This window comes from Shewanella sp. 10N.286.51.B2 (assembly GCF_041469265.1).
In the GTDB taxonomy this organism is placed as follows: domain Bacteria; phylum Pseudomonadota; class Gammaproteobacteria; order Enterobacterales; family Shewanellaceae; genus Shewanella.
On record NZ_JBFRKH010000009.1, the window covers coordinates 36,061 to 55,546 of the forward strand.

At 41.1% G+C, this 19,486-nt stretch carries 15 protein-coding genes and 1 pseudogene; 6 read left to right on the forward strand and 10 right to left on the reverse strand.

All coding sequences use genetic code 11. The features are described from left to right. Positions 1-28: 28 nt before the first annotated feature. Complete coding sequence (locus tag AB4140_RS01930) at positions 29-400, forward strand: HopJ type III effector protein (RefSeq protein ID WP_371999577.1); 372 nt, start codon at positions 29-31, stop codon at positions 398-400. 243 nt (positions 401-643) lie between these two features. Here AB4140_RS01930 and AB4140_RS01935 read toward each other — a convergent pair whose 3' ends face one another. Then, entirely contained in the window at positions 644-1,162 is a 519-nt protein-coding gene (locus tag AB4140_RS01935; protein ID WP_102440473.1) for a hypothetical protein, read from the reverse strand. 393 nt (positions 1,163-1,555) lie between these two features. Between AB4140_RS01935 and AB4140_RS01940 the strand changes: the two genes are divergently transcribed. Further along, entirely contained in the window at positions 1,556-2,827 is a 1,272-nt protein-coding gene (locus AB4140_RS01940; protein WP_371999579.1) for an MFS transporter, read from the forward strand. 188 nt (positions 2,828-3,015) lie between these two features. Here AB4140_RS01940 and AB4140_RS01945 read toward each other — a convergent pair. Further along, positions 3,016-3,601, reverse strand: a pseudogene (locus AB4140_RS01945) (NapC/NirT family cytochrome c). A gap of 550 nt (positions 3,602-4,151) precedes the next feature. On the opposite strand from AB4140_RS01945, the gene AB4140_RS01950 reads away from it, so the two are divergent. The 3 genes from AB4140_RS01950 (at position 4,152) to AB4140_RS01960 (ending at position 7,661) form a co-directional block, all read left to right on the forward strand. Beyond that, positions 4,152-4,907, forward strand: coding sequence for an outer membrane protein OmpK (locus AB4140_RS01950; protein WP_102440477.1), 756 nt, complete (start codon positions 4,152-4,154; stop codon positions 4,905-4,907). Between the two features lie 268 nt (positions 4,908-5,175). Then, positions 5,176-6,132 (forward strand): diguanylate cyclase, encoded by a 957-nt coding sequence (locus AB4140_RS01955; RefSeq protein ID WP_371999581.1) that lies wholly within the window; start codon positions 5,176-5,178, stop codon positions 6,130-6,132. A gap of 416 nt (positions 6,133-6,548) precedes the next feature. After that, positions 6,549-7,661, forward strand: a complete 1,113-nt coding sequence (locus tag AB4140_RS01960) for a hypothetical protein (RefSeq protein ID WP_102440479.1) — start codon at positions 6,549-6,551, stop codon at positions 7,659-7,661. Positions 7,662-7,972: 311 nt separating this feature from the next. Here AB4140_RS01960 and AB4140_RS01965 read toward each other — a convergent pair whose 3' ends face one another. The 7 genes from AB4140_RS01965 to AB4140_RS01995 all read right to left on the reverse strand — a co-directional run bounded on the left by AB4140_RS01965 (position 7,973) and on the right by AB4140_RS01995 (position 13,311). After that, on the reverse strand, positions 7,973-8,413 hold the full coding sequence (locus tag AB4140_RS01965; protein WP_102440480.1) for a PACE efflux transporter: 441 nt from the start codon (positions 8,411-8,413) through the stop codon (positions 7,973-7,975). A gap of 368 nt (positions 8,414-8,781) precedes the next feature. Next, the gene (locus AB4140_RS01970) at positions 8,782-9,126 is read right to left on the reverse strand and encodes a TM2 domain-containing protein (protein ID WP_102440481.1); all 345 of its coding nucleotides are present in this window, start codon (positions 9,124-9,126) and stop codon (positions 8,782-8,784) included. 366 nt (positions 9,127-9,492) lie between these two features. Further along, complete coding sequence (locus AB4140_RS01975; protein ID WP_198589318.1) at positions 9,493-10,170, reverse strand: GNA1162 family protein; 678 nt, start codon at positions 10,168-10,170, stop codon at positions 9,493-9,495. Positions 10,171-10,178: 8 nt separating this feature from the next. After that, positions 10,179-10,532, reverse strand: a complete 354-nt coding sequence (locus AB4140_RS01980) for a DUF4810 domain-containing protein (RefSeq protein WP_102440483.1) — start codon at positions 10,530-10,532, stop codon at positions 10,179-10,181. 14 nt (positions 10,533-10,546) lie between these two features. Continuing rightward, a complete protein-coding gene (locus AB4140_RS01985; protein ID WP_133149399.1) occupies positions 10,547-10,906 on the reverse strand; it encodes a hypothetical protein in 360 nt (119 codons plus the stop codon). A gap of 12 nt (positions 10,907-10,918) precedes the next feature. Beyond that, positions 10,919-11,851: a CsgG/HfaB family protein gene (locus AB4140_RS01990; protein ID WP_102440485.1), complete on the reverse strand. Its 933-nt coding sequence runs from the start codon at positions 11,849-11,851 to the stop codon at positions 10,919-10,921. Positions 11,852-12,981: 1,130 nt separating this feature from the next. After that, positions 12,982-13,311, reverse strand: coding sequence for a hypothetical protein (locus tag AB4140_RS01995; RefSeq protein ID WP_102438692.1), 330 nt, complete (start codon positions 13,309-13,311; stop codon positions 12,982-12,984). Positions 13,312-14,105: 794 nt separating this feature from the next. Between AB4140_RS01995 and AB4140_RS02000 the strand changes: the two genes are divergently transcribed. Continuing rightward, entirely contained in the window at positions 14,106-15,200 is a 1,095-nt protein-coding gene (locus AB4140_RS02000) for a hypothetical protein (RefSeq protein ID WP_303411611.1), read from the forward strand. A 454-nt stretch (positions 15,201-15,654) separates the two neighbouring features. Here the strand turns inward: AB4140_RS02000 and metH are convergent, their stop codons facing one another. Continuing rightward, a complete protein-coding gene (metH, locus tag AB4140_RS02005) occupies positions 15,655-19,371 on the reverse strand; it encodes a methionine synthase (protein ID WP_371999586.1) in 3,717 nt (1,238 codons plus the stop codon). Positions 19,372-19,486: the final 115 nt, after the last annotated feature.

Consider the following 19,486-nt stretch of genomic DNA (forward strand, 5'->3'; position numbering starts at 1 on the left):
TGTTTATGACAGCAATACAGGATTTAACATGACTGAACTGACAAATACTCAAGCTGATGTTGTTAGCTTTATCGAAACACTGTCTCAAACAACTGCTGAACCCGTTCGCTTTGAAGACACGATGGCAATCATCGATGCTCACTATGATTTCACTCCAAGCGCTTTTACTAATGGTAAACAAGCTAATGACGCTGGCGAAAACTCAGGTTCTTGTAAGGTGTTTTCGTTTGCGCAAATTCACCATTTAACCCAGCCTCAAACGCTGCGCTTGTTTGGCCAATTCTATGCTGATGTATTAGCCATGCCTGAGGGAAAAGATCATCAAAATATTCGACAATTTATGCTTAATGGTTGGCAGGGGATTGAGTTTAGCCAAGTGGCATTAGTGCTGAAAGCTTGATTTTTGCACTTTTTTGCTAATGAATGTCGGCGCAATTGTGGGAAGCATGTAGCAATGATTGCTGAAATTAAAGTGGTTTAATGAATTGAATCATGTAAGGGCTGAAAAGGTATTAGCCCTTAAATGATTTTTCTAAGCTTGTAAGTCATTTATTGTTACAAGCTCAAGTTTTGGCAAAATTGTTGATTGATAAAATAAGGCCTAATTTGAAAGGACTTAATACCCGCCAATTTTTAAATTTACTTATTGAAGATCAAAACTAACAATATTGGTTACGCCGCGCTCTAAAGTCACCATTCCAGAAGCATAAAATTTACCGGTATCGGCCTGTGCCTTGATATAGTAATTACCACTATTGATGGTGACTAATTTTGAATTAAAGTTCACGAATGGTTCTTCACTTAACCACCCTTCGGCTGAAACCTGATAAAGGTATTGATTGCTCTGCATCGGCGCGCCACTATCAAGGTGATAGGCTTCGAATCGAACCTTGGTCATGCCTTGAGGGTTTTTTTCTGTGCGTAATGGACGAATTTGACCAATTTCAGGGTTCATTTTTGTCGGTTTGGTTATACGGAATGTTTGACTTGTTTTTGCGTATTGCTGAGTCGGGTGCGAATAAGCTTGGTTAGTTGGTACACTCGTTGAGTTACCTTGTGCCGCTCCGGCAATGTCTGAAACTGAGTCAGCAATATTACGGATATCAGTAGTTTTACAGGCAGTCATAGCTAATATACATGCACATAGCAGTATTTTTTTCATTGGGCATTCCCTTGTGTGTTTATAATCCATTAAGCAAAATAAGGTTTAAGCATTTAAAACTATGCAATTAAAGCCTCACTTCGTCACTGACAAGTAAATTAACAATATCCCCCATTAGTGTCAATTATTGGTCATTATAAACTGTCGATGGAAGGGATAAATAAGCTTAAGTTTTTAAGCTATTTTCATCATGCCCCTAGGCGTTCAGCTTAATTTAATAGAATTGCTCTTTATTATTTTTAATATGCTTGACCATTTTAGAGTCCGCTATGCAAACACGGCTGTATTCGTAATAACCAGCGCATCTTGTTACGCAATTGTTGCTTTAAAGGCGCCAACTCTTTAGATTTGGTCAAGATCACTTCTTTTAGGCTTTCCTTTAAAGGTTTTACAATGCAAAGCGATGTTTCTATAGCCCGTGTTAAGCAGTTTCCATTACTCATGTGGATATTGTTGTTTGGCTCGTTTATTACTCGTGGCAGCTATTATATGGTGTGGCCGTTTCTCGCGGTCATTTTATATGACAGGTTTGCGTTAAGTGCCACAGAAGTGGGATTGATTTTATCCAGTGCTGCATTGGTGTCTGTATTCACCAGTTTTATCGGTAGTGCATTGTCAGATCGTATTGGTCGGCACAAACTGATGTACATGACTGGTGTGCTTTATATCATTTCATTTTCATTGCTAGCACAAGTCGACAGCGTTAATGGTTATGTGGTGGTGATGACCTTATGTTCAATCGCGACCTCGATATGGCGACCGCTCACCTCTGCCGTTATCGGTGACATAATCCATGATAAGCAAACACGGGAATTGGCGATGCAATCATTGTATTTCATCGTCAATGTCGGCTGCGCTGTTGGGCCTATGCTTGGCATTTGGTTAGGACTAACGGGTAAGCAATCGAGTTTTTATATAACAGCCGGTGCCTTTGTGGTGTTACTGATAATGCTTTATTGGGGTTTTAGTCATCAATCAAATATTGATTCCGCTATAAATACCGCTGATAAAGAGGCTCATTCGGGTGTAACAAAGCCTGTTGCAAAAGAGACTCGCCAGCAAGTTTTTGCCATTTTAAAACAAGATAAATTGTTTCAATGTCTAATATTGGCCAATACTTTATGCATGTTCATCTACTCGCAAATGGACAGCTCGTTGATTCAATACTTAACTCGCGCAGGGGCACCTGATTTATTGGCTTTGATATCGAGTATGATTTTTACCAATGCATTAGTGATCATTTCTACGCAGTTTATCTTATTAAAACTGATGGCTAAATATAGTTTAATTCAGCGAATTCAATTTGGGTTAATTCTATTAATGTGCTCCCAAGTTTGGCTAGCTTTAAATCCAGTAGACCTATTTTGGGGCTGGATAGGGGCCGTGGTGGTGATGAGTCTTGCTGAGACGATTTTATTTCCGACCATGAATGTGCATATTGATCGATTAGCGCCGCAACACCTTCGAGGTGCCTACTTTGGCGCAGCTTCATTTAGTGAAATTGGTTTTGCCATGGCGCCGTTAGGAGGAGGGATCATTCTTGACCTACTCGGAGGCCCGTGGCTATTTATGATAGGGGCGGTTTTATGTGTTGTGGTTATCTATCTTTATCGGATATTAACCAGACTTTCTCGACCCAGTATTGCCGAAATGAAACTGAGTTAGCCCCCCTAAAGTGGGTTTACTGTTTATCTACTTGTCGAGATAGTGGCGTCGTGTTTAATTTGCGCTGTTCTATATGATTAACGGCAATGATTACCTATATTCCAGTGTGTTTGGTGATATACCTTTGGTATACGGTGGTCATACATGTTCATCTTATCGCAATATATAACCGTCTTTGGAGGATAAAGTTACCAGCCTTCTACGCCTTCCATATCTGGTAGTTGATGGGCAATACCTTTGTGGCAATCAATACAGGTTTGTTCGCCGCTCTCTAAATACTTTGAGTGCATATTAGCTGCCCTATCTGATTGGCGAGTGAAGTCCATATAATCGTATTCATGACAATTTCGACATTCAAGTGAGTTATTGGCTTTTAATCGACGCCATTCATGTCCAGCAAGCTCACGACGTTTTGCTTCAAATTTTTCAGGGGTATCAATGGTGCCGACTAAGTCTGCCCATATTTCTTTAGACGCTTGCATTTTTCGTGCAATTTTATCGGTCCATTTATGGGGCACATGACAATCATGACAAGTCGCTCTTACGCCACTGCGATTAGTGAAATGAATGGTAGGTTTCATTTCTTCGTAAACATTTTGATGACAACTACTACAGAATTCTTCAGTGCTCGACATTTCCAATGCAGTATTAAACGCCCCCCAAATATGACTCCCGCTATAAAGCCGCCGATAACTAAGAAGCCTAAACTGTAATGAACACTAGGCTTTTAATTACTCGCCACACGGTACTTAATAATGCTTTTAGCTTTTCCATTGAATGACCTTATTGGAATGTCGGGGCAGAATGAGTGGTGCAAATGATGTGAGGTAAATGAGTTAGAAGTATAAATATAGCTGACTTGTATTAGACAAACTATAGAAGCATTAAATGATCATTTCTCTGTGTTCAGTCGCTGTGACAGAACTTTCGCCCGCGCAATCGTCATTTTATATTGAGTCACTTATGGGGATAGCTGTTTTAATCTTGGTAAGATTTATTGGCCGACAAAATCTAATTCCTTTTCAGTGAATGCAGCAAGTTTAAACGTCCTTGATTCAGAATTCACTTATCAAGCAATTTGGCAATGTAACACTTAAGGATCTAAAAGGTTACTGGCATAATCTCCACCGTTGTTATTGCATTACTATTGATGTCGCTTGTGATAGACACTCTGATATCGACTCGAAAGCGATAAAATTGTTATCACAGCAAGGATCATAATACGCTGTTACCTTATGAGAAACCTATTGCACTAATGCTTAAATCATTCAAGGCCAATCGCTTAATGGCTTATATCAATTAAACTTATTTAAAAGGATGTAATATGAAACGCCTGCTTATAGCCTTGTTAGCGAGTTACGCACCATTTGCTGCTGCCAATGACGTGGTTCAGTGGCAAGACAATAGTTTAACTTACCTATATGGTGACGACTTTAAGGTTAATCCTGAAATTCAACAAACACTGACTTTTGAACATGTTAGCGGTTGGAGTGTTGGCGATTTATTTATGTTTGTCGATTTCACTAAATACAATGGTGAAGAAGACTTTTTAAACGGTAAAAGCGCCTATTATGGTGAATTTAGCCCGCGCTTTAGCTTCAGTAAAATGCTTGGTGAACCGGTTGAAATGGGGGTTGTTAAAGATGTACTGCTAGCAACCACCGTTGAGTTTGGCGAAGGCGATGTTGAATCATTTTTAATTGGTGCAGGTATTGATTTAGCCATTCCTGGTTTTGATTTTTTTCAGCTTAATATGTATCGCCGCTTCCCCGATGGCCGCGATGGTGATACTTGGCAAATCACCCCTGCCTGGAAAGTCACCTGGCCTGTAGGCGATTCAAATATCGTATTTGATGGTTTTATTGATTGGGTAGTTGATTCTGATGGCAGTTATGAAAAGAACTTTCATTTCAATCCACAACTTAAATATGATTTAGGTAAGCAAGTCGGTATGCGAGATAGTGCACTTTATGTGGGTATTGAATATGACTATTGGAAAAACAAGTACGGTATTAAGAGCAGCTCGGGCTTTAATACCAATCAAAATGTGACTAGCTTATTGGTAAAGTACCACTTTTAAATATGCGAGTTGAACATTGCTAAGCGATCAGGGGAGTCACAGTCAGATCCCCCTGAGTTTTGTTGTTAATGATTATATTTTAATTATCCAGTGACACTCTAATCATTCATTTTGTCCCCTGACATCCCCTCTAATAGTTGCCCATAAATAAGCCCTAAACATTTTAGTTTTTAACGGACTGCTAAATTGCCATTAATTGCAGGCTTGAGGAAAGTGTTAGCTAACATGTCTATACTCAAAGAGCATGATTTTTTACTAGTGAGTAGATATGGCCTTAACAAACCCCTTAGCTCCACACGATTTATTGGTGTTTTTTAGCGCGGATAACCCTCTTTTGCAGTTTACGATTGATACGCTTCCGGTGCCGATTTTTTACAAAGATGTGAATGGGGTTTATTTGGGCTGTAATCGGGCTTTTGAAGACTTCATAAAAATATCGAGACAACAACTGGTGGGGTTTAGCGTATATCAATTGTTTGATAAAGCCTTGGCGGATAGTTACCAACAAGCGGATCAAGCCTTGTTTGATAATCCTGGGGTGCAAATTTATGAAAAAGAAATTCGCACCAATAGCGGAGATATTGTGTTTGTAAAATTTCACAAAACCAGCTTTTTTGATGCGGAAGGTAATGTGGCTGGTTTAATCGGAGTAATATTCGATGTAACCGAACAAAAAGCCTTAGAAGCCAAATTGACTCAACATGCCACTTTTGATTACTTAACAGGCTTTTATAATCGCCGTGAAGGCGCGGCTATCGCGGTAGAAAACATGGTATTAGCGGTAAATGGCGAAATTGAGTTTGGGGTGATCATGCTGGATGTTGACCACTTTAAACGTGTAAATGATCAATTCGGTCATGGCGTTGGAGATCTGGCCTTGCAACATATCGCTGCCATTATTAAGCAATCAAATTCGCCTGAAACCACAGTAATTCGATGGGGCGGTGAAGAGTTTCTTATGTTAATCAAAGCGCCTCTTAGCGATACTGTTGCTAGCCGCTCTAATGATGAGCACGATTTTAAACATGACATGCTCGTCATTGCTAACGATATTCGTGAGGCTGTTGCTTCAACGCCAATTAAACTCGACTCGCAACTTGTTCATCTTAGCATTAGCTGTGGGGTGAGTTGTTATACGAAGCAAAGCTTACGCGCACTCATTAATGAAGCTGATGAACTTTTGTATCAAGCTAAAAATAACGGCCGTAATCAAGTTTGCGGTTAATTTAGCGCTATGACCGCAAACTTATAACAAGCAGGACGATAGCGTTTTCTGAGGTATTCTTTTCATACAATCGCTTTCGTATTTCGGGCTGAACAAACTTATTCCTCAATCTTTACTCCATAAACCTTAACCCACACACCTTACGCCATACTCCACATGCCATCGTTTTAGCAGACTAGCTTCAAAATTATTGAGTTCAAGGGAGGGTTACAGACTGTCTCGCAGATTAAGCTTTTTATCAATAACGCTAGTTGTTGCATAAAGGTTAAATGACGTTTACCTTAAAATATGTGATTAAAAAATAATAAAAATTTAGCTTAGCAGTTCTTGTGCTAACGAGAACTCGATAACAAAGTTGAACTTAAGACGGAGAAAGTCAGCTGCAACTGACTCATAAAATAATAATGGACTCAAACATGATTAAGGTAATACAGATTTATTTTATCCCCGCAGCGGTATTTCTGTCAGTGCTTATTGGTGGTGGTTATGGGACGGGCAGAGAGGTTATCGAGTTTTTTACCCAATACGGCCAAATGGGAGGCGTATTAGCCATATGCACGGCAACGGTAATTTTTGCAATAGTATTAGGAATAACCTTTGAATTTGCACGGGTGTTTAAGGTTTATGATTATCGCCATTTCTTTAAGAAATTAATTGGGCCTTTTTGGGTTGTATTTGAAATCTTATACATCTTACTGTTTTTGTTAGTGCTGGGGGTGGTGAGCGCCGCTGCGGGTAACACTTTGCAAGAGCGCTTTGATGTGCCTGCCACAATAGGGCTAATTTTAATGCCAATATTGGTGGCTTTGTTTGTGCTTTTTGGGCGACTGGTGGTTGAGAAGGCGTTAGCCTTGTGGTCAGTGCTGATGTACGGGGTATTTATTACTTATTTCGTCATTGTGGTTGGCCAATCTGATACGGATTTATTAGCCGCTACTGCGCTAACGGATATTGAGCCAAGCTGGTGGTTTGGCGGCGCATTGTATGCGATGTATAACTTGGCGATTGCCCCAGGGTTATTATTTTCTACCCGCGATATTGTAACTCGGCAGCAGGCTTTCGTGTCAGCTGCGATTGCCGCAGTTGCTATTATGATCCCGGCGTTGCTGTTCCACTTAAGTTACAGCGTTGGCTATCCTGATGTATTAGATAAACCGCTGCCCAATTATTGGATGATCCAGCAATTTGCCCCCGATTGGCTGTTAATGCTATTTATCATCGCTTTGTTTGGCACGCTTATCGAAACCGGTGTCGGCTTAGTGCAAAGTGTTATTGAACGTATCCCTGCCACCAGTGATGAGGCTAATGCAAAGCCTTGGTTAAGAGCGCTCATCGCCTTCGGTACAGTGTCATTGGCTGCATTGCTTGGCACCATAGGCATTGTCGATCTCATAGGTAAAGGTTACAGCTTGATGTCTTACGGATTTGCATGTGTTTATGTGCTGCCAATATGTACCCTTGGTGTTTATAAGGTGGTTAAAGCAGGCAATGGTGGGGCGCTAGAAATGCCACTGACTGAGGTTCAATAACAATAAAGTTTATTCTTCATCGCATGTGTCGAGTTAGATGCCTATATCGTCATTTTAGATGGCGTAACAGGCGCTATTAACACTGCGGGAACATTAATCAAAACGGACTGTTAAGCCTATTCAGTGCATCTTTCAGCATGAGGTTAAGAGCGAACTCTGTCGCTCTTGACTCTAGATTCTATCTCTTAATTCTTAATTCTTAACTCCTAGCACCTAACGCCGATATAGACTGTCACTCTAGTATCATTGCTTTATTTGACGAACTTGGGATTAACCTAAGTATCGTTTCATATACCTAAAGCTGGGCTAGCTTAACTGACGGCAGCATTATTGGCTGCAGCGCGAGCGGAGACAATACGCGCTCGAAGTTGGTCATAGCACCAATTGTATATAATCGCGTATATCAAGAAGAATACCACCACGCCAATGTTCATCATAAACACCGTCCAGAAATCTAACTGCAACACCCACATCATAAAGGGCTGTGTGGCAAAAATAAGACCAAACTCAAAACCTAGACCATGACCTAAGCGCATTTTAAGGGTGCGTTTAATACGGTTATGACCAAATATATGGTCAAAGCCTAAGTTGTATGCATAATTCCAACTCATTGCAATTAGCGATAAGCCTACCGCTAAGCCTGTAGCAGACTTTGGGCCCGCATCAGTAAATAAAGTTGCGGCGCCGATAACAAATGCTAAAGCAATCGCTTCAAATAATACGCTGTGAAAAATGCGCTCTTTGGTGTTCATGGTCATTCTCATTTCTGTTGGGTAGTGGTTCTTGGTTGCTAAAGTTATCATTAATGACAAAAGAATAAAGTGAGTGACTACCTTAAAAAGTGATAGATAAAATGTAAAACAGCTTGGAATATTGTTGTAGCAGCCCAGTAAGGGGGATTTTCAGCCTTTTGCAAAAGAAGTTTCACACTAAACCTATGAGAAATCCCCGGCGTTAATGTGGCTTAGCGATGTCATCGTTGACGTCTTAAATCATTAAAGCTCACGAGACTGTGGCATTATTAATAGGAAGCTATTCAATAGGATTTTATAAATCGAGTTTTATAAATAGGGAGCAATATGCAACTCCCTACTCATTTAGGAGGATAAGCTAGTTTTAGTTAAGCGGAGTACTGACTCGCTTTACGTGAGTAACGCTGCTGAAAACTAAATGGACTCATTTTCAAGGTGCGAATCGCATCAACCCAGCCAGCTACCATAGGCACCAGTGTCCAGCTAAACACTAAGTACAAGCTACCCTTGAGATACTGACCTAAATAGAATTTATGCAAACCTAAGCCTCCAAACAGCACACTAAACCATATTGCAAGCTTCTGATTTTTGATGCGAACATCTGGGTCGACGCCACCGAGGGCATCTAAACCTAGCGCGGCATGACATTGTGGGCAAGTCACTTGGTTAAGGTCGATTTTTTGGCTGCACTGTGGGCAATTAATCTGTTGCATCGCAAACTCCAATGGTCAATATCGCTGATAAGGCATTATGGGTACAAGTGTGCGCTGAACAAAGGTGCATAGTTCACAAAACGAAAATAAAGCCAAAATCTAATAAGCTTTTAAGGTATCTAGGCAAAGGCTAGCGGATTTACAAATGCTTTTTTGATAGGTGATTAACTTGACCACTTCACATCAGTCATCCTCAGTGTATTTTGAAAATAGCGAACAATCTAATCACTCTTCTAGCATTCAAGCAGGGTAGCTGGCTTTGGTTGGCATTTAAATATTAAAAAAGCGACCTTAGGGTCGCCTTTTGTTTTAGGGAACTATGTTTATTCTATATCGACCTATTGATTGGTCACTTTGTGGCTCTCGTTAGAATCTCTCTACTGGGGCTGTGGCGAGTTCTGGGATAACATTTTTTACTTTTCCATCTTTTAAGTAATTAGGGTGGTATTTACCTACAGGAAGAGTTGTTACGGCGTTGGCGTGAACCCGTCTTGCCACTGGTACGTAATCAGTTGCTGCTGTGGCGATTGCTGTAACGATGATGTCGGCAATTAAATTGCCTGAAGAGCCAGAAGTATCTAACACGAATGTGTTTTGGTACGACCATAAAACGTTATTTGTTTCTGCTGAAACTAGTACGTATTCCATACCAACAGTCACATTGCCAGCAATGACCATGTAATTGGTTTCCCATGTTTTCAGCTTAATAAATAGTACAGACTCAGCGCCAAACTTATCTTTGTAAGTAGAAAAAGGGATCCCTTGTAGTTGTGTGCCATCAATGATTCCTGCTTCCTTGAAAATATTGCTTACAATAGGTACAGGTAAAACATAATAGCCTTTATCGGCTAGAGGTTGGGCAACTGTTGCATTTAGAAAATCTGGTGCTTCAGCGGCTGTTGTTTCATTAATAACGGGCACGATTAACATTGTTTGACGATTCACATCAGAATACATTTCGGGAAATGCAGCTTCCTTAGTCGTCGTAGTCGCTGCACAACCAGTCATGAGAAAAACAAGAGTAATTGAAATTAATATGCGCATGTTCATTCCTATTTTTGATCTGTTATTAGACGTTCAATAAAGCCTTTGGATTCTGGGTACAATTCAGCTTCTTGGCGGTAATAATTGATACTGCTATCCTTGTCTCCTCGCTTAGCAGTAATGTAGCCTATTTCTGCATATATCCCTGGCGGTACCTTTAAGCCTTTTTTCTCTGACACATTAACAATGTCATTGAGTTCATTGAGATGGTTGGTGACACTTTGCTCTGAAGGCGCTTTAATGTATTCATAATAAGTTTCAGAATAGCTTCCCCAGTAGTAGCCACTTTCGGTTACCGAAGCACAGCCTGTAAACATGAATGTTATGGCAATAATGAATAAATATTTTGTTTTAGTTAGCATTTATTGATTTCCTTTTAAAATCTGATGGTTCGTACTTGACCATCTGCAAGGTAGATATCTTTAGAGTAAAGTATGGTTCCAGCTGAGTTCTTAATTAACAACTTATGTGAACCTTTATCTAATTTGATAATGAGGATTTGACGGTTTTCATCTTCAGCGTCAGCAGCACCTACAACACCCGTAGAATATGGGGTTAAATCACTGCCATTAATCATGTGATTATTGATGTTGGCTACCGTGATTGAATTGCCAACTAAAACATCTGCAATAATGACGACCTGCTGTTCATGCTCTAGGCCTGTTTGGCTTCGCTGGACGTTAGAACCACATGCCATTAGAAAAAAACTTAGGAAAATAAATATTAGTGTTCTCATGAAAGCCTCGAGTTATTTATCTGAAAGGTAATATTTTGATAGCTCATCAGTAATGCTACCTTCAACAATATCGACAAAAGAGATCTGTTCAAATTCATCGTTACCATAGGTTGATTGGACTGTTACCTTGCCGATTTTTTTCCCTGGTAAAGTAATCACACCACCGCTTTGAGGATTTTTGACTTGCTTTCCATTTTGGTAAATGACCAATTCCATTCCTGCTGTAAGCCCTTGAGCTTCACCACCAGAAATGATTAACGTGCCATCTTCATTTGATAAGAAAAATGATTTCCATGGTTTAGCCGTCATGTTTTCTACGAGGTTGCTTATCATTTGAGAAATGGCTTGTGACAATGCTTTGTCAGTCAAGCTTTGATCAAATGCAGCTGAAGTACCTGCACCAAGGGTTTTCTTCGTTTCTGTTGTCGCTTCGCCAGCGCCTTCAACAGAGCTTATAATTCTTCCTGTTACAACATCAACTAGGCGTACATTCACTTTGGTATATGCTTTTTGTAATTTTGATTGGGAGAATAAACCCGTAGTGCTTTCTGCTGAACGGCCAAATTCACTGACTGAACCAACGATTAAATAATCAACAGAAACACCGCTGTCGCTTATACCTTTTAATATGTTCTCCGAGTTGACCTCTTCATTATCAAGGCGCTCAAACATGATAAATTTATTTGTATCAGCAAGTCGTGCACTCAGAATATCAGCTGCTTGCTTACCTATTCGATTGTTTGAACTGTCAACTAGGAAACTGTTTGCTGCTTGGGTTTCATTGGAAAATCTTGCTATAGCAACTTTACGTTTTAAGAAGGTTTGTGTGGACTCTATTGAAGTATTTTTAGATGCAGAGGTTGCATCTAACCCTGTTGCAAATGTCGGTGCATGAAAGCAAAACAATGCCATGACCGAAAATGTGAAAATATTCCTTTTTTTCATTTTTTTCTCTTTTAATTTTAATATGTAAATAATGACCCAGAGAGCGATAATTGGGCTTACTATTGAATATTCAATGTTGAATTTTTTAGCATAAAATAGATCGTAATTTATTAATTTTAGCTATTAATTAATATGGTAATTGTAAAATTTATTTTTAAGGTATTTTTGTGAGCGGTGGACATATTTGTTGAGTTATCCCAACTGGGCCACCCTACCATTGAAACCATTCGCCTACCGATTGCCAACATTGCTTTCAATTCTGAAACAATACCTTATTTAAAGTATTTTTTCCATAACTCAATAAATTCGTTAGGATCTTTCAGGCTCAGAGTGAAATTTTTCGTTGCTTAAAATAAACCTAAATCGAAGAGATAGAATATCAGGTGTAAGCGCGGCGGTGACCGTCCATGAGATGGCGAAGTTTCACTGTGCGAAACGCTCTGGGCGAGAGGTATGGATGTCGAACAGGCCGTTTAACATGATGGATGTTATTTGTTATGGCGGAGCTTTATTGGATGAACTTGCAGCGTATCACAGCTGTGCTTTCATGAAGGCCTGCGGCAGGCAATTGATAACCATGAAGCTGCGATTTTAGAATAATAACCGATACCTAAAAGGCTAAACGTTAGGCATAAAAAGTGTGGCTGGTCAGTGCGGGTTGCCCAAGGTAAATAGTTAGTTATTCTGATTTTGTTTATGTCTTTCAGTGTCACCTTGAATTTATGAGCTCCGATTTAGACCTTTTAATTGAGCACAGTGCTAATGATTTTATAAACTGTGAAAGCTCAAGTTTATACAGGATGAATTAACAATTACAAGCACGTCAACAAGGCGTATGAACCTGCTATTAAGTGATTTTTAGACAAAATGGTTGTTACATATTTACGAAATTATTATTAGATTTAGGCTGTCATCTGCTTTTAAACACTTTTCTACATCAGTTAAGTTCATGCTGTTTCTCCCGCCATCTCCAGTGAAACAAACTCTTTGGAAATAGCATTGACGCTTTTAAATTGGTACCACTGCAACCCGCATATCAACAACGAACACACAATAAAGCTGATAACGGGAAGCAGAAGCATTGTGGTTAATGGGTCTGCTAAATTAAGTAACATCATTAAATCCATTCATTAGTCCTCATTACTTACTAATGCTGTATCTGGCTCTGTTACTGATTCAGTCAACTCAAGAGAGGTACTTAGCTCAAATAGTTGCTCTGCGATTTTACTATGCAGATTCAAAGTAATTTCTTGTTTCGCAGTTTGTAGCATTTCTGTGGTTGCTTCAGTAAAACGTGTTTCTAATGCACTCACGACATCAGCACTACTCAATTCATTCGCTTGAGCGCCAATACTTGCTGTTGCAATAACGGCAATTAACGCTAATTTTTTAAATGTACGGTTAGTTTTTGTAGATGCTGAACGAGCTACTAAATTTGTATTTGAGGTTGAGTTAAACATGGTGTCTTCCTTTTCAATTATGGGGTACACCTAGGTTATTACAAGCTGCGTGCCAAGTTTGAAATAATCGCTTAACTGACTAATTTAAAATGATTTTAAATAGTTTTAATCAAAAGCAAATCAAAACATATTTAATTTGCATCTGTGTGATAAATAAACAGTTAGTCATTTTAACCACCTAAGTAGTGAGTTTAGCTAACTCTTAATTGGCAAACCGCAAATACAAAAAAATAGCTTAATCAGTGGTGATATTATTAGGGTAGGAAGTGACATCTGCAGGAGGCCGACTTTGATGCATTTTTTCAACAGCATCCCAAATGACCTCTAAATATGCTGGGTCAGAGTCTGAGGGATCCCCAATCCAGCAGCGCCCCAGCGAATATTCTTAAAAGCGAATGATTTCCAACAGGGAGATTATTTCGTGTCAGACTCATTTGGGTGAGATCAGGATTTAGTTTACTCTGATCCCACGTGTTGCCACGTGTTGATTTTAATGGCCTTGCGGCCAAGGTAAGTCGTGGCGCTTCGCCCACACCAGACCAAAAGGGTGTGAACTGCGACACCCTCTTGGAACACCCCGCAGCCCCGACGAAGTTGTCATCCTCAGTGTATTTTGAAAATAGCTAACGTTTCCGATGGGGCATCCATGCCCCGCGAAAGCTAACCTGACATCCATGTCAGGTTTACGCTATTTATCTGCATACACATCGGCAACTTCCAACGGGGAATTATCCAGCGTCTGACTTCATTTGAATTGATGGGGTTTAGATTAAGTTTACTCTGGCCCCACTTATTTGAAAAAGTTGATAACAACGGCAAGTGTTAATAATCAATATCAATACCAAGTAACTGCAGAAGATGCTAATGTTTCAGATCAGCTGAGGTTCTTCTTCAATACCGTGCCAAGCGGTGCGCAACTTGATAGTGTAAGAAAGTACATTAGACTTTTGAAAGTGATGAATATGAAAACAAGAATTCCCAATGTCCATGACTTATATGTAGATAATCATAACAAAGAAGGAGTTAATCTATATATAAAAGGCTCAGTCACTGAAGCGCTGCTGGCAGATATTAAAGATAGAAATATAACAGCATTAACATTAGATGTTGGTGATTTTGGCTCGCTGAGTTTTATTCATTCCTTTAGCGATAGCATTCAAAAATTGAGGGTTTCAGCGCAGAATGTTGACTGGAAGTCTCTTGCTGCCCTTAAAAATTTGAAGGTGTTAAGAGTAAGTGGTGACAAAAACCTTGATTTCGACATTAGCTGTTTTAAAAAGCTGGAGGTTTTACAGTTTCAAGGTAACTGCTTTAAAAGTTCAATCAGTCAGCTATATAGTTTGAAGCAGTTAAGAATCAATAATTGGTCAGAAGTGGACTTTAGTCTGCTATCTAATCTATCAAAGCTTGAAAAAGTAAGACTAGTCGATGCTCTAAAGTTAACGACGCTTAATGGGTTACAGTGTCAAAATTTACAGTGGCTGATGATTGATAGATCCCCTAAATTAACCTGTATTAATGCATTGCTAGACGCTAAAGAACTTCGATGTCTTGAATTCATCAGTACCAAAGCAATAGAGTCTTACAACGCACTCCAAAACTGTCATGCTATCTTTTCACTTGAACTGATTAAGTGTAGGCCAATTAGAAGCTTATCAGCATTTAGGCATATGCAACAACTACAATGGTTTGGCTTTGGCAATACCTTGGTTGAAGACTTTGACTTAACTCCTCTGTTTGACTTTTCATTACTTAAAAAATGCACATTTAAGAATCATGCTGATTACAATCTAACGCAGAGATCGCTCAATAAGGCATTGAAAGATAAGTGGGGTGAAAGTGTTGACGATTCCGACCATGATAGTTTCTATAAGCCGTTCGTTGTGTAACGAGATGTAAGTACATAGACACCCATAGTTAATGGTGGGTCAGAATAAACTAATCCAAACACCGCCGCAGTCTCCAACTACCCCCATTCCAAGTTGCTGAAATACGTAGATAAAAATACCGTATAGCCATCATGGTCTTTCTCGTGCATCCATGCACTTCAAGACATTCAGGCATCCTGCCTATCAGATGATGGCTAAGGCTCAGGGGGACATGGATGTCCCGTCTGAGCCGTTAGGTCTTATTTTTAACATGAGGATTGGAGTATGAGGCTTATTCGCTTTGAAAGCACAACTTGGTTGGGGCGGCAGGGGTGATTCAAGAGGGGGATTGCTGTTGATCCCCATCTTGGCCAGTGCAGGGTGGAACCCTGCGATCTACATCCAAACGAAGTTTGGAATCCTAATAAAGAGTAACCAGTGATTACTCAACATCACTCTCTATTCAGGGTCACTCTTACTCAGGGTCATAATCCAAAACGGGTGCCAACCACTTCTCCGCTTCAGCCAATGTCATGCCTTTACGCTTGGCATAATCCTCAACTTGATCGCGGCCAATATTGGTCACCCCAAAGTAACGTGATTTCGGGTGAGCAAAGTACCAACCTGATACCGCAGCGGTTGGGAACATGGCATAACTTTCAGTGATATTAAGGTCAATCGTTTCATCGGGTTTTAGTAAATCCCATAACAAGCCTTTTTCAGTATGATCAGGACAGGCTGGGTAACCAGGTGCTGGGCGAATACCTTTGTATTTTTCACGAATAAGGGCTTCGTTATCCAATACTTCATCTGCAGCGTAACCCCAAAACTCTTTTCGTACCCGTTCATGCATACGCTCTGCAAAGGCTTCAGCTAAACGGTCGGCTAGGCACTTAAGCATAATGGCGTTGTAGTCATCGTGGTTGGCTTCAAAGCGGGCGATATGTTCGTCAATGCCGTGGCCTGCGGTAACAGCAAAGCCGCCCATGTAGTCGGCGACGCCTGAGTCTTTTGGCGCGACAAAATCAGATAAACAGAAGTTGTCATTGCCCACACGTTCAAGCTGCATCCGCAAGTGATGGGTGGTCATTTCAACCGTGGTGCGTGTTTCATCTGTGTATAGCTCAATGTCGTCATGGTTGACGGTATTGGCAGGGAATAAGCCAATGACCGCTTTGGCAGTAAGCCATTTTTCACTGATGATGGTTGCAAGCATGGCTTTACCATCGGCATAGAGCTTACGGGCTTCTTCACCGACAATTTTGTCATCTAAAATTTCAGGGAAGTGACCATGCAGCTCCCAGCTTCTGAAAAACGGCGTCCAATCGATGCGATCCACTAGATCTTCTAGTGGGTAATCATCAAATACTTGGCGGCCCAATTTGTTCGGTTTAAATGGGGTGTAGTTATCCCAATCGTGTTTACAGCGGTTTTCACGGGCAGCGTCAATTGACACTATGGTTTTGCGTTTGGTTTGTGATAACCGCTTTTCACGCATGATGTCGTATTCAGCATAGGTTGCATCAATGGTGGGCTGGCGAGTGTCGTTATTTACCAGTTTTGACACCATAGGCACTGCGCGCGAGGCATCGGCAATGTAAATTGCACCATGTGGATAATGTGGGGCAATTTTTACTGCGGTATGAATTTTCGAGCAGGTTGCACCACCAATAATCGCCGGAATGGTTAACCCTTCTCGGTGGAAGGTTTTGACGTTATGTACCATTTCATCAAGGCTTGGGGTAATAAGCCCTGACATACCAATAATATCAATATTGTGCTCTTTTACGGCTTCGAGGATTTTTTCAACTGACACCATGACGCCTAGGTCGAACACTTCAAAGCCATTACAGGCTAGCACCACGCCGACAATGTTTTTACCGATATCGTGCACGTCACCTTTAACGGTAACCATTAAAATTTTACCGTTTGATTGACCTTCAACTTTTTCCGCTTCAATGTATGGGTTTAAATAAGCCACGGCTTTTTTCATTACCCGCGCTGATTTAACGACTTGCGGCAGAAACATTTTGCCTGAGCCAAATAAGTCACCGACCACGTTCATCCCATCCATTAATGGCCCTTCAATCACATCAAGTGGGCGGGTGGCAGCGGCGCGCGCTTCTTCGGTGTCTTGGTCGATAAACTCAGTAATGCCTTTCACTAAGGCGTGGGATAAGCGCTCATTAACTGGCAGGCTGCGCCAAGCTAAGTCTTCCTTTTTAGCCACTTGTTTGCCGTCACCACGAAAACGCTCAGCAACATCTAGTAGTTGCTCAGTATTGCTTGAGTCGGCAACGGGGCAAGGTAAATTCAGTACCACATTTTCGACTTTTTCTTTTAAGTCTTTGTCGATGTCATCAAATATGGCTAACTGACCTGCGTTAACGATACCCATGTCCATGCCCGCTTGTATCGCGTGGTATAAAAACACCGCATGAATGGCTTCGCGGACTGGGTTGTTACCACGAAACGAGAACGAGACGTTTGACACACCGCCAGAAATCATCGCATGGGGTAGAGTGGCTTTAATGTCTTTAATGGACTCAATAAAATCGACGGCGTAGTTATCGTGCTCGTCAATGCCGGTGGCAATGGCAAATATATTCGGGTCGAAAATGATGTCTTCTGGGGCAAAGCCAACCACATCAACCAGTATGCGATAGGCGCGGGTACAGATTTCGGTTTTACGGGCGCGGGTATCGGCTTGGCCATCTTCATCAAATGCCATCACAATGGCGGCTGCGCCATAGCGTTTCACTAAGGTGGCTTGCTGAATAAAGGCTTGTTCACCTTCTTTCATCGAAATGGAGTTAACAATCGACTTACCCTGCACGCACTTAAGGCCTGCTTCAATGACGTCCCATTTTGATGAGTCAATCATAATAGGCACGCGGGAAATATCAGGCTCTGAGGCGATTAAGTTCAAGAACTTTTTCATCGACTCGACGCCATCAAGCATACCTTCATCCATGTTGACATCGATGATTTGTGCGCCGTTTTCAACTTGCTCACGCACGACATCTAGGGCCTCTTCAAACTTTTCTTCTTTGATTAACCGCAGGAACTTGGCTGAACCTGTAACGTTGGCACGCTCGCCGACGTTAACAAATAATGAGTTGCCATCAATGGTTAATGGCTCAAGCCCTGATAAGCGACAGGCAACGGGAATATCAGGTATGACACGTGGCTCATGGCTGATAACGGCATCGCGAATAACACTAATGTGCGCTGGTGTACTACCACAACAGCCACCCACAATATTGAGCATGCCTTCCCGTGCCCAATCACTGATCACTTCGGCCATTTCTTCTGGGGTTTCATCGTAACCACCAAACTCATTAGGTAAGCCAGCGTTAGGGTGGGCAGAAACATAACATTCTGCAATCCGTGATAACTCTTCAACGTAGGGACGCAACTCTTTTGGGCCAAGGGCGCAGTTAAGGCCAATGGATAATGGTTTGATATGGCGCAGTGAGTTGTAAAAGCCTTCGGTGGTTTGCCCAGTTAGGGTACGACCTGAAGCATCAGTAATGGTGCCTGAAATCATCACAGGTAGACGATCACCAATTTGATCAAACACTAATTCGATGGCAAATAATGCGGCTTTGGCGTTGAGGGTATCAAAGATGGTTTCGACCATGATGATATCTGCGCCGCCATCAATTAATGCACGGGTTGATTCAACATAGGCTTCGACTAACTCATCAAAGCTGATATTACGAAAACTGGGGTCGTTCACATCTGGGCTGATAGAGCAAGTGCGGTTGGTTGGCCCAAGCACTCCTGCAACATAGCGTTTAACACCCGTTTGCGCAGTAATGTCATCAGCGGCTTCACGGGCAACTTTAGCCCCTTCAAGGTTAATTTCTGCTGACAACGACTGCATGTCGTAATCGGCCATAGCAATCGTGGTGGCATTAAAGGTATTGGTTTCAATAATGTCAGCACCCGCTAACAGGTATTTAGTGTGGATATCTTTAATGATTTGGCGTTGGCTTAGCACCAACATGTCGTTGTTGCCTTTTACGTCACAGTGCCAGTCTTTAAAACGCTCACCACGGTAGTCTTGTTCTTCCAATTTGTAGTCTTGAATCATTGTGCCCATGGCACCATCGAGGATAACTATGCGCTGTTTTAGCGTATTTGTAAGTTGTTCAAGTACCTGACTGTAGGAAGTCGACTTCGCCATAACGTATTACCTTAATTGCTTTTATGCTAATCACTTAATCGAGCGTTAAATAACACGCTAACTTAAGTAGTTAGTGGATTGTGTTAACGGTTTTAGATGAAATAAGCATACCTTT